We start from the raw sequence: 15,780 nt of genomic DNA, 5'->3' as shown, positions 1-15,780 counted from the left end.
CGCACGCCGCGACCTGGTCGGTGCGCGGTACTTCCAGTGTCCGGCGCGCCGCGTCCCGACGGGGAGGGGCCGCTCGGCTCTTCCCCTGCGGACGACAGTCCCGCCGGGTGGTGAGGGGCCCCGGCGCGGGGCAGTTCGGCCTCTGTGGCCCCGCCGACTCATGGCGGCGCTGTGCCGCCTCCGGCGCCCCACCCGACGGCAGCCGCCTGCCACCACTGGCGCGCGCCCGTCATCAAGCGCTCGATGGGCCACGGCTACGCGGCGGTCGACGACGAGCTCTACATGCACCCGAAGACCGGCATGTACTTCACCGACGCGAAGAATTGACTGGCCGAAGTGAAGACAGCGGTCGACGAGTTCGTCAGCTGTTACGGCGGTAAGGCGCGGCTCTCCCACACTGCGCCCCGGCGGCAAGCGGCCCGGCCCGGCACATCTTCGAGGTGGCGGCACGCGGGGAACGCCGCCGCCGAGCGGGTGGTGCGAGCGCCTGCCACTCTGAAGGTGAGCGACACCGGCCCGCCCCGCCCCACGGCCGGGCGGCGTGGACCGCCGGGTGGATGGAGGGTTGCCATGACCACTCCGGGCGAGGGGCCGGACGGCGATGCACCGGCGACATCGCAGGCCAAGGTCGTCCTGGACGCCGACGGGAAGATCACCGAGTGGAGCGCCCAGGCCGAGACGCTGCTCGGTTACCGCTCCGCGGAAATGGTGGGTCAGCCGCTGACCTCGCTGCTGGTCAGGCCGGAGCCGGGCACCGAGACGGCCGTGCCGCAAGCGCCGCCCGTCAGCGGCGGCTGCCGGGTACGCCTGCGGGACCGGTCCGGGCTGCCGGTGGAGGCCGAGTGGTGGATGCGCCCCTGCCTCGGCGCCGAGGGCCCGGTGGCCTGGGTGGTCTTCCTCGCACGCGCGCGCGGCGCCGATCCCGACGACTTCGACCGGGCGGTCCTTGACGCGCTGCTGACCGAGTCACCCGTCGGACTGTACGTCCTCGACACCGACCTGCGTGTGGTGCGTTTCAACTCCGCCTCACCGGGCGTGCGCGGCGTCCGCGCCGAGGACGTCGTCGGCCGACGGGTCCGCGAACTCGCGCCCACCGTGGTCACCGACACCACCGAGCACCTGCTGCGGCACGTCCTGAGCACCGGCGAGCCGGTCATCGACTTCGTCCAGCAGGGGCGTCCGCCCGCCGACCCAGGAGGCGAACACCTGTTCTCTCTGTCGGCCTTCCGGCTGGGCAACTCCGCCGGGGAGACCCTGGGCGTGGCGACCCTGGCCATCGACGTCACGGAGCGCTTCCGGTACAAGGAGGGCCTCGAACTCCTCAACGACGCCAGCACGCGCATCGGTACGACCCTGGACCTCACCCGTACCGCCGACGAACTGGCCGAGACGGTGGTGGGCCGGGTGACCGACGCCGTCAGCGTGGACGTGTTCGACTCAGTCCACCGGGGCGACGCGCCCGCGCCGGGTCCGGTGCCCTCCGAGGTCACGTTCCGGCGCGCCGCGTTCCGGGCGATCGAGACGGCCGGCTTCGAGGCCGCCTACGCGATCGGCGAGACGTCGTCGTACGGCTTCCCGACACCGATCACCCAGTGCCTGGCCGATCTGCGGCCCCGGCTGATACCGAAGGTCGACGAAGGTTGCGAGTGGTTGGCGCACGATCCCCTCAGAACGGACCGCATGCGCGCCGCGCGGGTGCACTCGCTGATGTTCGTACCGCTGGCCGCACGCGGAGTCGTACTCGGTGTGGCCACCTTCTACCGGTCCGTGACCCGCGAGCCCTTCGACGAGGACGACCTGACCATCGCCCGCGAGATCGCCGCGCACACCGCCCTCGGCCTGGACAACGCCCGCCGCTACACGCGCGAGCGCACAGCCGCCCTCGTCCTCAAGAACAGCCTGCTCCCGGGCCGGCTGCCCGCCCAGAACGCAGTCGATGTGGCGTTCAGCCATCTGCCGGGGCACGCCGGAGGCTCCTGGTACGACGTCATCCCGCTGTCCGGCGCACGGGTCGCGCTGGTCGTCGGGGACGTGGCGGGGCACGGTATGCGCGCCGTGGCCACCATGGGCCGGCTCCGTGCCGCGACCCACGCTCTGGCCGCCCTGGACCTGGCCCCCGACGAGGTGCTGGCGCACCTGGACGACCTGATCGTCAGGTTCGCCGAGGAGGGCCGCCCGCTCGCGGCCAATGACCCCCTGGACGTCCAGCCCACCACCGCCACCTGCTGCTACGCGGTCTACGACCCGGTGGGCAGGCGACTCGTCGTGGCCCGCGCCGGGCATCCTGCCCCGCTCCTCGCCCACCCCGACGGCCACGTGGCACCGGCCGACGCGCCAGGCGGGCCTCCGCTAGGCGTCGAGGGACTGCCCTTCGAGGCCCGAAGGACAGAACTGCCGGAGGGCAGCCTGATCGCCCTGTTCACGGAGGGACTGGTCCGCCAGTGCCGGGACGAAGGCGAGGCCCGGCTGCGGCGCGTCCTGGCCCAGCCGCACGCGAACGTACAGGAGGCGTGCGACGGGGTGATCTACTCGCAGCTGTCCGGGCAGTCCGAGGAGGACGTCGTGCTTGTCCTCGCCCGGACCCGCGCCCTGCCCGAGGACCAGGTCGCCTCCTGGACCTTCCCCGGCGACCCCGCGATCGTGGCCACCGCCCGCACTCTGGCCGACCACCAGCTCGCCAACTGGGGGCTGTCCGACCTCGCGTTCACGACGGAGGTGATCGTCAGCGAACTGGTCACCAACGCCATCCGGTACGCCCCGGGGACGATCCGGGTCCGCCTGATCCGGGACCGCTCGTTGATCTGCGAGGTCACCGACGACAGCAGCGCGGCCCCCCATCTGCGCCACCCGCGCACCACCGACGAGGGCGGCCGCGGACTCCTGCTCGTCGCCCAGCTCACGGACCGCTGGGGTACTCGCCACACCGACCGCGGCAAGACCATCTGGACCGAGCAGCCGCTGCCCGCCGGAACCGGCTGACGGCGCCCCGTCCTCTCCGACCTACGCGCCGGAGTCCTCCTCGGTCAGCATGTCGATGGCGAAGCCCTTGCCCGGGCTCGGCTGGGTGATGGCGATGTCGGGGTCTCGGAGTCGTCTCAGGGCGCCACGAAGAGCGTGGGGAAGCGCGGTGCCAGCCACGGTTTGCGTCCCCAGGCCGTGATCTGCCCCTGGGCGACCGCGCGCCAGGCGTTTCGGCGGCCGAGGGCGATGAGGAGGAAGGTGACGGGGTTGATGCGGATGGTGCAGTCCGGTCGGTCGAGTGGCTGCGGGGTGATGCTGAGCGCGCCGTCGGTCAGGGTGACTCCGAACGCGGTGCCGCGGGGGAGACGGATGGTGTAGCGGGCCGTGAGACCGTTGGTCGTCGCGGTGTTGGTGACACGGGGCATGACGCGGAGCATGAACGGCATGCACAGGACCGCGCGATCGCGGTCGATCATGTGGGGACGGCCGAGGGCGCGGGCGAGGTCGTAGCCGTGACCGAGCATGTGTGTCAGCAGGTACGAGGCGAGCTGGTCCCGGTTCAAGGGGCCCAGCGGCGTGACGAGTACCGGCTCGTCGTCGGCGCCGGCGCGGGACGCGGCGTCCAGGAACACCTCGGCCTGGTCGGCGATCATCTCCGCCAGCGGTTCCGCCCGGCGCTCCGGAAAGGCGTCGAGGGACTGTGCGTTGGCCGCGGCCAGGCTCTGCGGAGTGCCGTCACCGTAGGGGCGTTCGCGCCCGAGCATGAGGTCGGCCATCAGCTCGTTGGCCAGGGCCAGGTGAGCCGCGGCCTCGCCGAGCGTCCACGCCGATCCGGGTACGGCGACGGAGGTGTCGGGTACGCCGCGCAGCAGGCCGGCGATGTCCTCGGTGGTCGCGCGTATCGCCTGCGCGAGCCCGTCGGGCAAGGGTCCCCTGATGTCCTGCTCCGGTGTGGGATGCACGCCACCTGCTCCTTTTCTGCCCGTCGCGCCCAGCGCGCATCCGGCGCGCGGTACCCAACCAGACGCGAGCGATCACGGCAAGCCCTGGCACAGCGCTGAGCTGCGCGGCCGGGAGCACGCGGCTGAAGGTACCGTCACGGAGCCGCGCCAGGCAGTGACAGGATCGCGATCCCGGGAGGGCCACCGATGGCAGATCTCACGCCGACGCTTGCCGTGGGCTACGAGGCGCGCCCAGCCACCGCCGACGACATGGCCGCGATGGGCGTGCTGGAGCCTTAAGGCCAAGGAACTGGTCCACTGCGCCTTCGACGCCGCCGCCAGCCACCTCTACGTGCCCGGTCTCAAGCTCCACATGCGTAACGCGCTGCGCCACGGTGCGACCACCGAGGAGATCATGGAGGTTCTGGAGATCGCCGGCGTGATCGGCATTCACACGGCCACGGTCGCCGCTCCGATCCTGGCCGAGGAACTGGCAGCCGCGGAGTCCGCCTGATCCAGCCGGGGCACCGGGCGATCGTGGTCACAGTGAGGACAGATCGATCGCCCGGTCGACGTCCTGCGGCCGGAGCACCCGCAGGATGCCCTCCAACAGGTAGTAGTCGGCATAGGGGAGGGATATCTCGATGCCGTCCTCGGCAGGCCGGTTCCGGGTGCAGCGTGCCACGACGGCCTCGGCGCGGGCCGAGTTCTTCGTGAGACACGTCCGCGCCAGCGCGGTGAGCAGCCGCAGTGCCACCTGGCGGTACTCCGGACTGCCTGTCGCGGCCGCCAGGTCGAGCAGACCGCACGCCATGATGGCGCCCGCCGAGGCGTCCTTGACATCGTACGGCTGCTGCGGCGCGCGATAGTCCCACACGGGGACGTGGTCCGGACTCAGCGCGCCGATCGCGAAGTCGGCGAGTTTCCGCGCGGTGTCGAGGAACTCCTGGTTCCCGGTGCGGCGGTGGATTGTGACGAACCCGTAGATCCCCCAGGCCTGTCCGCGGGCCCAGCACGAGGTGGGGCTGTAGCCCTGCACGGTGCCGGGGCCGATCGGTGCGCCGGTGGTGGGGTCGAAGTCGTACACGTGCGGGGTCGAGCCGTCCGCACGGGGGAAGACCCGCTGAGCGGTCTTCGCGTGCTCGACGGCGATGTCGAGATACTTCGGGTCCCCTGTCTGCCGGCTCGCGAAGGCCAGCAGGTCGAGATTCATCATCGTGTCCATGATGATCCGGCCGGCGTCGCGTGGGTTGTCGAGCGCGCCCCAGGCCCGGATGAAGTGCCCGTTCGGGTTGTACCGCCGGATCAGCGAGTCGGCCGCCCGGACGGCACCCGTGCGCCAGGTGTCGTCGCCGGTCAGACGCCATGCGGTCACCCAGGACGGGTAGAAGAGGAAGCCCAGGTCGTGGGTGCTGGTGTCGGTCTGCCGGGGAGCGAGTTTCCTGGCGGACTCGAGGGCCAGCGCGCGGAAGGTGTCGTCTCCGCTGTGGAGCCACGCCAGCCACAGCGTTCCCGGCCAGAATCCGCCGACCCAGTCACCGCTTTGGGAGTAGACCCACTTCTCGAACTTCGTGCCGACCGGAAAGGCGGTCACGCCCGGCGCGACAGCGCGGAGCTTGTCCACCGCGTAGTCGGCGGCATCGCGGAGCGTGCGTTCGGTTCCTGCCGGCGCATGACCGTCGGCGGCGCGTGCGGTCGGTACCGGTGCCGCGCCGAGAGCCGCGGCACCGGCCGCCGTGGCCAGCACGGTACGTCGGGACACACTCGGAGCCATCCGTCCCTCCAACTCGACTTCGTCACTGGGAAGTTGACGAAGTCTTACACCGACCACCACGGCATGTACATCCATCTGAGCAATGTTCATGTACGTGGACGGATGGTCGGAGGGACCGAGAGGTTCGTGGGCTACCAGCCCTTCACCGTGGCGTGCATCTCCCAGATCAGGATCTCGGCCTCGGGGGACAGGGCCCGAATCCGCTGGCCTCCGGTCGCCGTGAGGCGTACGGCGTCGCCCTCGGACAACTGCCCGGCCTCCTCCAGGTCCACCGAACCCCGGGCCACGAAGAGATGCGTGAACGGAGCGTCCGGGATCTGCACGGTGTCGTTCTCGTTCAGCCGGGCGACATGCAGTGCGGCGTACTTGTTCTTGATGCGGATGGCCGTCGCGTCCGCATCGCGCTCCATACCCGAGGCGACGGTGGTCAGTTTGCCGCGCAGCATCTCGTCGGGCAGTTCGAGTTGCTCGTACCCCGGCTTGATACGGGACTCGTCGGGCACCACCCACATCTGAATGAAGTGGACCGGCTCGTGGTTGCTCTCCGCACCCTGCAGGCGATACGCGTCGTTCTTCTCGGAATGGAGGATCCCCGTTCCCGCGCTCATGCGCTGGGCGAGACCCGGGTAGATCACCCCGGAGTGTCCCATCGAGTCCTGGTGCACGAGAGAGCCACGCAAAACCCAGGTCACGATCTCCATGTCCTGATGGGGATGGGTCTCGAAGCCCTGGCCCGCGGTGACCACGTCGTCGTTGTTCACCAGCAGGAGTCCGTGATGGGTGTTGTTCGGGTCGAAGTGCTCCGAGAACGAGAAGGAGTGCCTGGACCTGAGCCACGAGATATCTGTCGCGAAACGGTCCGAGGCACGCCTGACGTCGACGGTCGGCTGCAGGGTCGGAGACGCCATGTTGTCCTCAACTCTCCCGGTGGTCAGGAAACTCTTCCGTTTCTCAGTGGCTGCTTCTGGCGTCGAGGGGTACGACGAGTTCGGGCACGTTCTCCAACGTCTTTCCCGGAACGTGCAGTTGCCGACAGTGCTGGTCCGCGATCTCGGCGCAGATCTCTGCGACCTGTTCGGCCACGGGACCGCCGAGGTCCGCCGCGCTGAGCGCCATCAGCATCTTGTACTGCAGAATTTCCGACATTCCTTCTCCCGATGATGGACGGCCATGATGGACGGCCTATGCGTGAGTGAACGCCTGACTGATCCAGGAGGCGAAACTCGTCCAGTTCACTGACGGGTACGACGCCTTGAGTGACGGAATGTCGACCTGGTACCCGCGGTTGTGCAGGAAATCCCACATGGCGCCCATGTCCTCGCTGTTGGCGTACACGGAGGCGATCGGCACGGTCACGGGCTGAACCTGCCGTCCCAGCACGCGGCCCACGTCCGCGGCCATCTCCATCAGCGTCGGCTCGTCGGAGGCGAGTTCGATCCGCTTGCCCACATGGGGTCCGGGATCCTTGATCACCTGTGCGACGAACGCCCCCATGTCGGGCCGCGCCAACTGCTGGAGCCGCTGCGCCGGTTCGAGGGGCAGCGGCAACTGGCCGCCGAGCAGACTGTCCACGTCACCGAGGATGTTGTCGAAGAAGTAGGTGGGCGCGGTGACCGTCCAGGCGAGATTCGTCTCGTGGATCATCGCCTCGATGCGGTGCTTGCTGTCGAAGTGCGGCACCCCGGACTCGCTGTCGGCGCCGGCCACCGACGAGAAGACCAGGTGCGGCACCTGCGCCTTCGCTGCAGCGGTGACGATGGCCCTGCCCTGCCTGACCTCCGCGTCCACACCTTCCTCGAAGGGCGTGGTCACGGCGAACGCCGCCTGGACTCCGGTGAAGGCGGGAATGAGGCTGTCGGCGTCCTGAAGGTCGCCGGCGACCACCTCGACCCCGCGTTGCTGAAGGGCTCTCGCGCGTGCCGATGCGGGCGAACGCACAACGGCCCGCACCGGCAGCTGCTGCGCCAGCAGGGCGTCGACAACCGCGCCCCCCTGTCCGCCCGTTGCTCCGAGGACCGCCACAGGTCGGTTCATGGTCTACGTGCTTCCTTTCAGGGTTGAAGGTCGCTGGGTCGCGAGTGCGCGGGCGCGTCGCAGGTGACGCCGCCCGGGCACGCCTTCGCGTCGATGTCCCAGCCGGCGAGTCCGGCACCGGCCCGATAGGCGCTGCCGAGGAAATCGAGCACGGTCTGTCGTGGCTTCGCAGTGTCGCGTACGTCGTCGTAGCGCAGCACGGCGAGGTGGCTGCCACGCAGGGGAATCCAGCGCGCCTGAGCCGGCGTGATCTCCTGGTTCTCCAGCCCCTTCGGCTCGGGCGCGGTGTACGAGTAGAACGCGGGCTCGGGGAAACTGGGGTCGCCGAACCAGAACCCGGCACTGATGACCTCCCGGGAACAGGCCTCGCGGGTCACCGTGTCGGCCGAGGCGGGGAGTTGTGTCTTCTTGTCCGAGAAACGCGTGACGGCGATGTCGAAGGTGTGCCAGAAGTGATGAACGGGGCTGGTCTTGCCGGACCATTGAGCGGCGTACTCCTCGAGGATCAGATTGACCTGCGACAGGACGATCCAATACGTGTGCGCGTGCTCGGTGTTGTAAATGACGTGCTCGGTGTCGTCGGCGAACGGCCGTGAGGCGTCCGGGAGATCGTACGGAAACGGACGCGCGATGTCGCAGGGAACGCCGATCTGCTCGAGCGAGCCCACGAGACGTCGGTAGAATTCGCCGACGCTGAGCCCGGGCAGCGGAAAGCTCACGGCCGCCCCGCTGGAATGGGTGATCCTCAGCGAGTGGTCGACGAAGTCGAAGTCCATGCAGAAGAACTCGCCGCTGTCGGTGAGCCCCATGGGGCGGGTCGTAATGCCTCGGCCCGTCAGGTGATAGGGCACGTTCCACCAGTGGTTGCGGCGCTGCGAGAAAGCCAGCCGCACCTTCCCCACGATCTGGGCAAACCGGTGGATCGTCTCCTTGGTGGGATTCCACGACGTGTACGGTACGGCCGGAAAGAGTTCCATGATTCAGCCGCGCAGCCGCTCCGCGATTTCCACCAGGTGCCGCCCCTGGTAGTTGGCGGCGTCCAGGGTCGCCTGATCGGGCCCCTCCCCGCCACCGCTCGGCCAGCTGGTGCCGTAGGGATTCCCGCCGGCCGCGAAGAGCACGGGATCCGTGTAGCCGGGTGGGACGATGATGCAACCCCAGTGGTAGAAGACGTTGTTGAGGGACAGCAGCGTCGACTCCTGGCCGCCGTGGCGGTTCATCGCGGAGGTGAAACTCGTGACGGGCTTGTTGTGGAACACGCCCGCCTGCCACAGGCTCCCGGTGGAGTCGATGAACTGCTTCAGCTGCGCGGACACATTGCCGTACCGGGTCGGGGTCCCGAAGGCGTAGGCGCTCGCCCACTCCAGGTCGTCGTGCGTCGCCTCGCGGACGCTGTTCTTCGTGGCGTCGACGTGGGCGCGCCAGGCCGGGTTCGAGTCGATGGCTTTGTCGGGAGCCAGCTCCCGGACGCGCAGGAGGCGAACTTCCGCGTCCCGCCCTTCAGCGCCTTTGGCCAGCGATTCGGCAAACTGATGGACGTTACCGGTGGCGCTGTAGTAGATGACCGCAAGGCGAACACCCATGGGCTGGCTCCTGTTCTTCACGGGTTATGGGTACGCTACGCCCGATATGTAGATTTTTCGCCTCGTACGGCTCATTGGTGCGCTCGCCCCGGCTCAGGGTCCGCCGCGCAGCGGATGACCGGTCACCCGCTGCCCGGCGGGAACAGGTGCTGCATCTGGGGAGGGCCCTCGACCAGTGCCTCGGCCGCCTCCCCGTAGCCGCGGTCGGCGCCGGTCAGCCGGTCCGAGTGCTGGCGCAGATGCTCCTCCCGCGACGGCACCAGGAACTCCTCGACGTACGCATCACTGTCCGTGCTGTCGCAGTGCAGGTCCCAGCGCATCGCTCCGGTCCGGCGCCGGGAGCGCCCCACCCGCTCCATGGCGTCGAGAAACCGCGGCACGTTCTCCTGGCACCCGGTAGGTCTTCACGACCTGCACCGGCCCGTCGACCGGCAGTGGCTCGAACGCCGGCGCGGGCTCGGGCCAGTAACTGACTGGCGTACGGTCCAGTCGTCCCGTGGCGGGATGCAACGGCCACCACCGCACCGTGACCGTACACAGCACCGGCGTCCCCGCCCCGGCCAACGGCGCCACCTGGGCGCCGACGGCCCCCGCGACGAGCGCCCAGACCACGGATCCGAGCGCCTGCCCGCCCAGCGCATCCTCACCTCCGAACGCCGGCCATCGGCCTGCCGACCGACGCGATCCGCGACATCCTGCCCTGCGAAAACCTCGCCTGAAGCCGACGCCCCGCGCTGGACGGCCGCATACCGCTCAGGTTGTTGCCGGGCGAGCCCGCGCCCCCGTCACTCGCCCCCCGGAGTACGACGCGGCGACTGTGACCGCCTGCGCCGCTGGACCGCCCCGTACGTCTGCTCCAGTGCCGCGGTCGTCGAGTCGTAGGAACGCTGCGCCACGCCGACGAACAGGCAGTCGATGAGCGCGAGTTGGGCAATGCGGCTGACGGTCGCGCCGGAGCGGAACGGGGTTTCCCGGGCGCAGGTCGTCAGCACGAGGTCCGCGCTCTCCGCGAGCGTGGAGCGCGGCACGTTGGTGAGCGCGATCGTCGTGGCACCGCGGTCGGCTGCGGCCTGGAGCGGCTCGACGGTGTCCTCGGTCTCCCCGGAGTGGGAGATGGCCAGGGCGACGTCGCCGGGCCCGAGGAGGGCGGTGGCGGTGAGGGCGGCGTGCCGGTCGGTCCAGACGAACGCCATGTGGCCGATGCGGTGCAGCTTCTGGTGCAGGTCCTGGCCGACGAACGCGCTGGCGCCGATGCCGAAGATGTCGATCCGCCGCGCCCCCGCCACGGCGTCGACCGCGCGGCCGAGCACCTCGACGTCCAGCCCGGCCCCGGAGTCCTCCAGGGCGCGCACCTCGTTGTAGATGATCTTGCTGACGATCTCGCCCAGTGTGTCCGTGGCGCTGATGTCGGTGCCGGGCGCCGGGCGTTCACCGCCGAGCGCGTTCTCGCGGGCCGCGGCCGCCGCCAGCGCAAGACGCAACTGCGGATAGTTGGCGATCCCCACGGTCTTGCAGAAACGCATCACCGTCGCCACCGAGGTCTTCGCCTGCTGGGCGAGCGCGCTGATGGACAGTTCGGAGGCGTGCGCCGGATCGGCCAGGACGGCGTCGGCCACCCGGCGCTCCGAAGGGGGCAGCGACGGCAGTGCCGCGCGGATGCGCGCCAGGGTTCCTGCGGGGGAGGCGTCCTCCGCCGACCGGGCCGGTGTGCGGGGTGGTTCCTGGCGGGCCATGACCGTTCCCTTCAGAGTGACTGGGCGACACGGTAACCACGCGTCGATGACGCGTCAAAAACTTACGAACTGGGTTAAATGAAGTTACTTATTGACGTACGGATGTTGGCCTTCCGATACTCGCTGAACCGTGATCCGCGCCGGTCACCGGCCGACCGGCCCTCGGGCCGTTCTGTGACCGCCCGAGGCGACGGATCCCCGACGACACGAAGGCGTGCCGCATGACAGCAGCAGTGGCCGTGGACCTGGGCAAGACCGGCTGCCGGGCCGTGCTGTGGGACGACGGGGCGCCTTCCGCCCAGGACAGCCGCGAAGTGCCCGGCGCCCCCGGGCTCGCCGCCGACGACGGAGTGTCGATGGCCCGGGCCGCCGTACGCGCCGCCGTCCTCCCGCTCCTGGAACGGCGGCCCGGGCTCCGGCTCGCGGCGGTCTGTGTGGGTGCGGCGGGAGCGGCCTCGGCACCGGAGGCGGCCCGCGAACTGGCCGCCCTGCTCCTCGACGACCTGCCCGCGGACGAGGTCGCCGTCACCAGCGACGCCGTCACCGCCCATGCAGGCGCGCTCGGCGGCCGTACCGGTGTCGTGCTCGCGATCGGTACGGGTTCCGTCGCCATCGGCATCGGCGACGACGGGTCGTACGCCCGCGTCGACGGCTGGGGCCCCTGGCTCGGCGACGAGGGCAGCGGCGCATGGATCGGTGCCGCCGGACTGCGGGCCGCGCTGCGCGCCCACGACGGACGCGGACCGGACACCGCGCTGCTGGCCGCCGCCGTCGCACGCTTCGGCGATCCCGACCGGCTGCCCTCGGCCGTCGGCCGGGACGGCAACCCCGCCCGCACCGCCGCGTCCTTCGCCCCCGACGTGGCCCATGCGGCCGCCGGGGGAGACGCCACCGCCTCGGCGATCGTCCGGGACGCCGCCACCGCGCTCGGCGAGGCCGTCCTCGCCGCCGCCCGCCGCATCGGCGGCGGCGACGCGCTCCCCGTCACCATCACGGGCGGGCTCGCCGGCCTCGGCGAACCGCTCCTCGGCCCGCTGCGCTCGGCCCTCGCCGACTCCCCGCACCCCCTCCAGTTGCGGCCCCCGCTCGGGGACCCGCTGGACGGCGCACGCCTGCTGGCGCTGAACACGTCGGCACCGCACGAACCCCACGTCGCCCGCGTACGGCGGACGACGTCCCCGCCCACCGTCCCCACCCCGCCGGCAACCCCGCCGGCCCCTGTTTAGGAGTGAGCGTGCGCCAACTCGACCTCGTGGTGGTCGTCGTCTATCTGGTCGCGATCGCCTGGATCGGACTGCGCCTCGCCGGACGCCAGAAGACGGCCAAGGACTACTTCGTCGGCGAAGGCCACATGCCGTGGTGGACCGTCTCGTTCTCCGTGGTGGCGACCGAGACGAGCGTGCTCACCGTGATCAGCGTCCCCGGCGGCGCGTACAGCGGGCAGGGCTTCGGCAACGTCGAACTGGCCCTCGGCTATGTCATCGGCCGCGTCGTCGTGGCCACGGTGCTGATCCCCTTGTACAAGCGCGGCGGCTTCGTCAGCGCCTACCAGTACCTGGGCAGCAGATTCGGGCTGAAACTGCAGGGGCTCGCCTCGGTGACCTTCGTCTTCACGCGGCTCCTGGCCGAAGGCGTCCGGCTGTTCGCCTCCGCCATCCCGATCAAGCTGCTGCTCGACGAGTTCGGCGTGCACGCGGGCTACCGCCTCATCATCATCGTGCTCACGGTGATCACCGTGATCTACACCTACCTCGGCGGGATCAAGGCGGTCATCTGGACCGACGCCATCCAGATGGGCCTCTACCTCGGCGGTGCGATCCTCACCATCGCCGTGCTCTCCGGCCACGTCGGCGGCGACGGCTTCGCGAGCGCCCTGCACTCGGGCCACTTCAAGCTCTTCGACACCGACTTCGACCTGGCGCACATCCTCACCAGCCCGTTCGCCCTGCTGACCGCGATCATCGGCGGCGCCATCTTCGCGATGGCCAGCCACGGCTCCGACCAGCTGATCGTTCAGCGCATCCTGGCCACCCGATCGCTGCGCGACGGCCAGAAGGCCATGATCGCCTCCGGTGTGTTCGTCACCCTCCAGTTCGCCGCGTTCTCCCTCGTCGGCGCGCTGCTGTGGTCGTACAACGAGGGCAAGGGCTTCCAGGACCTGGGCCTGAGCAGCTCCGACAACCTCTACCCGAACTTCATCCTGCACGGGCTGCCCGTCGTGATCTCGGGTCTGCTCGTGGCCGGCATCCTCGGCGCCGCGATGGGCTCCCTGTCCTCCGCGCTGAACTCCATGTCGAACTCGACGGTCGCCGACATCATCCACAGCTTCTTCCGCAGCACACCCTCGGAGGAGTTCCTGCTCAAGCTGGCCCGGGTGATGACGCTGGTGTGGGCGGTGCTGATGGCGATCTTCGCCTGCGCCTTCAGCACCAGCACCGGCAACGTCTACCTCACCGGTCTGACCATCGCGGGCTACACGTACGGCGCGCTGCTCGGCGCGTTCCTGCTCGGCCGGATCGTCCGGCGGGCCAACGAAGCCGATTCCATCGTGGCGTTCCTGGTGACGGTCGGTGTGATGACGTACATCGTGCGCGGCGTGAAGATCGACGTCACCGTGGCCGGTGCCACCGTGCCGACGGCGATCGCCGCCCAGTGGCTGGTGCCGATCGGAGTCGTCGTCATGCTCGCCGTCGGCGGCCTGATGAGCCTGTTCCACCGCGCCCCCGAGACCGCCGAGCTCCCGGCCGGCGACAGTACCGACCGTGTCGTGGCGGCCGCCGGCAAGGAGTGACGGCACACTCACCCACTCCGCGCGGGGCCGCCACGTCGGCCCCGCGCCGACATCCACCGAGGAAGAAGCCATGCCGCAGCCCCAGCCAACCGCGCCAGCACGGCGTGCCGCGTGCCAGGAGGCACCGTGCGCGTGATCGGCCTGATGTCGGGCACCTCGTACGACGCCATCGAGGCCGCGGCCGCGGACCTCACACTGGACGGCGAAACCCTGCTCCTGCGCCCGCTCGGACACCTTTCCGTCCCCTACCCGGACGACCTGCGCAGCCTGATCGCCGCCACCCTGCCACCGGCCACCACGACCACACAGGCCGTCTGCGCTCTCGACATCGGTATCGGCCAGGCCTTCGCCGGCGCCGCCGAACGCGCCCTGAGCGAACTGTGCGACTCCGCCGCCGACCTCGTGGTCTCGCACGGCCAGACCATGCACCACTGGGTCGAGGACGGCACTGTCCGCGGCACGCTCCAACTCGGCCAGCCCGCCTGGATCGCCGAGGCCACCGGCCTGCCGGTCGTCTCCGACCTGCGCAGCAGGGACGTCGCCGCGGGTGGACAGGGCGCCCCGCTCGTCGGCATGACAGACACCCTGCTGCTGCGCGCCCGGCCCGGAACACCCGCCGCGCTCAACCTCGGTGGCATCGCCAACATCACGGTTCTCGCGCCCGGCGCCGAGCCCCTGGCCTTCGACACCGGCCCCGCGAACGCGCTGATCGACGCGGCCGTACGGCACTTCACCGACGGCGCCGCAAGCTACGACGAGGACGGCCGCAGGGCCAACGCCGGCCGCATCAGTCTGGAACTCCTCTGTGCCCTCCTCAACGACCCCTACTACCGCAGGCCCGCCCCGAAGAGCACTGGCAAGGAACACTTCCATCTGCCATACCTGCAAAGGGCGTTGGACGCGTTGCCGGGTCCTGGTCCCACTCCCGACGATGTGCTGGCGACCCTGACCCGGCTGACCGCCGTCACCGTGGCCGACGCCTGCCGCGACCACGGGGTCACCGAGCTCGTCGTCTCCGGCGGCGGAGCCCGCAACCCGGTCCTGATGCGGATGATCGCCGAGGAACTGCCCGGCGTACCGCTGCGCCCCAGCGACGACCTGGGCCTGCCCTCCGACGCCAAGGAGGCCCTGGCGTTCGCGATCCTGGGCTTCCTCACGGTCCACGGCCTGCCCGGCTCCCTCCCCTCGGGCACCGGCGCCCGCCGGGCCACGCTCCTCGGCAGCATCACCCCCGGCCGGACACCGCTGCGCCTGCCCGAGCCCGCCGCCGAGCCGCCGCGCCTGCTGCGGATCACCCACTGACACCGGCGAGCCGGACCGCCGTCAGCCGGCGGACGCCGAGGTCCCCGCTTCGGGCGTGACGCGCGGTCGCTCGTCGTGGACGAAGAAGGTGACCACGTCCGGGCGGTAGCGGTCGTCGGCGAACTCGAAGGCCGTCCCGCTCCGGTCCCGTGCCACGCGCCGCTGCCGCAGGAGCGGGGCGCCGGCGGACACCTCCAGATGGGACGCGTCCACGCTGTCCGCCGCGACCGCGTCGATCTCCTGGTCCACCGACCCGAACTCCACGCCCTGCGCGGCCAGCCGCTCGGTGACCGACCCGTGCTCCACGTCGATGCCGAACAACAATCGGCCCACCTCCTTGCGGAAGACCGACCGTCCAGCATCGTCGGCAGCCCGTCCAGGAGACGCAGCCGCAACAGCCGTACGACCGTGGCCTCTTCGTCCACCTCCAGCACCGCGGCCTCGCGCCGCTCCGCCGCCGACGGCTTCCGCCACCGCTACGCGGGCCGGATCAGCTGACGCACACCCTCCCAAGCCCCGGGCGGGTTCGCCGACTTGGCGCGAGCCCGCCCGGGCTTCGAGGGAATATCCCGTGATGTGTCATGCATGGGTTCTCTAGGATCGGAGCCCTAGACAACCGTTCGACCGGTCCCGCCATGAGGGCCGGTCGGGGTCGCCGATG

Annotated in this window: 16 protein-coding genes; 6 read left to right on the top strand and 10 right to left on the bottom strand. The window is 70.4% G+C overall.

Annotated elements, in window-relative coordinates; genetic code table 11:
• The first annotated feature begins 171 nt into the window (after nt 1-171).
• Both ACFYXB_RS33180 and ACFYXB_RS33175 read left to right on the top strand, forming a co-directional pair.
• Complete coding sequence (locus ACFYXB_RS33180) at nt 172-327, top strand: hypothetical protein (RefSeq protein WP_389588639.1); 156 nt, start codon at nt 172-174, stop codon at nt 325-327.
• Between the two features lie 243 nt (nt 328-570).
• On the top strand, nt 571-2,979 hold the full coding sequence (locus ACFYXB_RS33175; RefSeq protein ID WP_389588637.1) for a SpoIIE family protein phosphatase: 2,409 nt from the start codon (nt 571-573) through the stop codon (nt 2,977-2,979).
• Nucleotides 2,980-3,095: 116 nt separating this feature from the next.
• Here the strand turns inward: ACFYXB_RS33175 and ACFYXB_RS33170 are convergent, their stop codons facing one another.
• Complete coding sequence (locus tag ACFYXB_RS33170; RefSeq protein ID WP_389588635.1) at nt 3,096-3,923, bottom strand: maleylpyruvate isomerase family mycothiol-dependent enzyme; 828 nt, start codon at nt 3,921-3,923, stop codon at nt 3,096-3,098.
• A 331-nt stretch (nt 3,924-4,254) separates the two neighbouring features.
• On the opposite strand from ACFYXB_RS33170, the gene ACFYXB_RS33165 reads away from it, so the two are divergent.
• Entirely contained in the window at nt 4,255-4,416 is a 162-nt protein-coding gene (locus tag ACFYXB_RS33165) for a carboxymuconolactone decarboxylase family protein (protein ID WP_389588633.1), read from the top strand.
• Between the two features lie 27 nt (nt 4,417-4,443).
• Here ACFYXB_RS33165 and ACFYXB_RS33160 read toward each other — a convergent pair whose 3' ends face one another.
• The 8 genes from ACFYXB_RS33160 to ACFYXB_RS33125 form a co-directional block, all read right to left on the bottom strand.
• Nucleotides 4,444-5,676 carry a glycoside hydrolase family 88 protein gene (locus tag ACFYXB_RS33160; RefSeq protein WP_389588631.1) on the bottom strand — a complete coding sequence of 411 codons (1,233 nt, stop codon included), beginning with the start codon at nt 5,674-5,676 and terminating at the stop codon, nt 4,444-4,446.
• A 131-nt stretch (nt 5,677-5,807) separates the two neighbouring features.
• Entirely contained in the window at nt 5,808-6,584 is a 777-nt protein-coding gene (locus ACFYXB_RS33155) for a pirin family protein (RefSeq protein ID WP_388500476.1), read from the bottom strand.
• 43 nt (nt 6,585-6,627) lie between these two features.
• Entirely contained in the window at nt 6,628-6,822 is a 195-nt protein-coding gene (locus ACFYXB_RS33150) for a hypothetical protein (protein WP_389588628.1), read from the bottom strand.
• Nucleotides 6,823-6,858: 36 nt separating this feature from the next.
• Entirely contained in the window at nt 6,859-7,710 is an 852-nt protein-coding gene (locus ACFYXB_RS33145) for an NmrA/HSCARG family protein (protein ID WP_389588626.1), read from the bottom strand.
• Nucleotides 7,711-7,727: 17 nt separating this feature from the next.
• Complete coding sequence (locus tag ACFYXB_RS33140) at nt 7,728-8,687, bottom strand: DUF5996 family protein (protein WP_389588623.1); 960 nt, start codon at nt 8,685-8,687, stop codon at nt 7,728-7,730.
• Between the two features lie 3 nt (nt 8,688-8,690).
• Nucleotides 8,691-9,293 carry an NAD(P)H:quinone oxidoreductase gene (gene wrbA, locus ACFYXB_RS33135; RefSeq protein WP_389588621.1) on the bottom strand — a complete coding sequence of 201 codons (603 nt, stop codon included), beginning with the start codon at nt 9,291-9,293 and terminating at the stop codon, nt 8,691-8,693.
• A gap of 122 nt (nt 9,294-9,415) precedes the next feature.
• Complete coding sequence (locus tag ACFYXB_RS33130) at nt 9,416-9,673, bottom strand: MFS transporter (RefSeq protein WP_389588619.1); 258 nt, start codon at nt 9,671-9,673, stop codon at nt 9,416-9,418.
• 405 nt (nt 9,674-10,078) lie between these two features.
• Complete coding sequence (locus ACFYXB_RS33125; protein WP_389588617.1) at nt 10,079-11,026, bottom strand: MurR/RpiR family transcriptional regulator; 948 nt, start codon at nt 11,024-11,026, stop codon at nt 10,079-10,081.
• 221 nt (nt 11,027-11,247) lie between these two features.
• On the opposite strand from ACFYXB_RS33125, the gene ACFYXB_RS33120 reads away from it, so the two are divergent.
• The 3 genes from ACFYXB_RS33120 (at nt 11,248) to ACFYXB_RS33110 (ending at nt 15,119) form a co-directional block, all read left to right on the top strand.
• Complete coding sequence (locus ACFYXB_RS33120) at nt 11,248-12,252, top strand: N-acetylglucosamine kinase (RefSeq protein WP_389588615.1); 1,005 nt, start codon at nt 11,248-11,250, stop codon at nt 12,250-12,252.
• A gap of 8 nt (nt 12,253-12,260) precedes the next feature.
• Nucleotides 12,261-13,817, top strand: coding sequence for a sodium:solute symporter (locus tag ACFYXB_RS33115; RefSeq protein WP_389588613.1), 1,557 nt, complete (start codon nt 12,261-12,263; stop codon nt 13,815-13,817).
• A 126-nt stretch (nt 13,818-13,943) separates the two neighbouring features.
• A complete protein-coding gene (locus ACFYXB_RS33110; protein ID WP_389588611.1) occupies nt 13,944-15,119 on the top strand; it encodes an anhydro-N-acetylmuramic acid kinase in 1,176 nt (391 codons plus the stop codon).
• Nucleotides 15,120-15,140: 21 nt separating this feature from the next.
• Here the strand turns inward: ACFYXB_RS33110 and ACFYXB_RS33105 are convergent, their stop codons facing one another.
• Nucleotides 15,141-15,452 carry a UTRA domain-containing protein gene (locus ACFYXB_RS33105; RefSeq protein ID WP_389588609.1) on the bottom strand — a complete coding sequence of 104 codons (312 nt, stop codon included), beginning with the start codon at nt 15,450-15,452 and terminating at the stop codon, nt 15,141-15,143.
• Nucleotides 15,453-15,780 lie beyond the last annotated feature (328 nt).

The sequence above is a fragment of the Streptomyces sp. NPDC002619 genome (genome assembly GCF_042889305.1).
Taxonomy (GTDB): domain Bacteria; phylum Actinomycetota; class Actinomycetes; order Streptomycetales; family Streptomycetaceae; genus Streptomyces.
The sequence above is the reverse complement of the archived record's forward strand: the minus strand, read 5'-3'. Positions and strand labels throughout refer to the sequence as shown.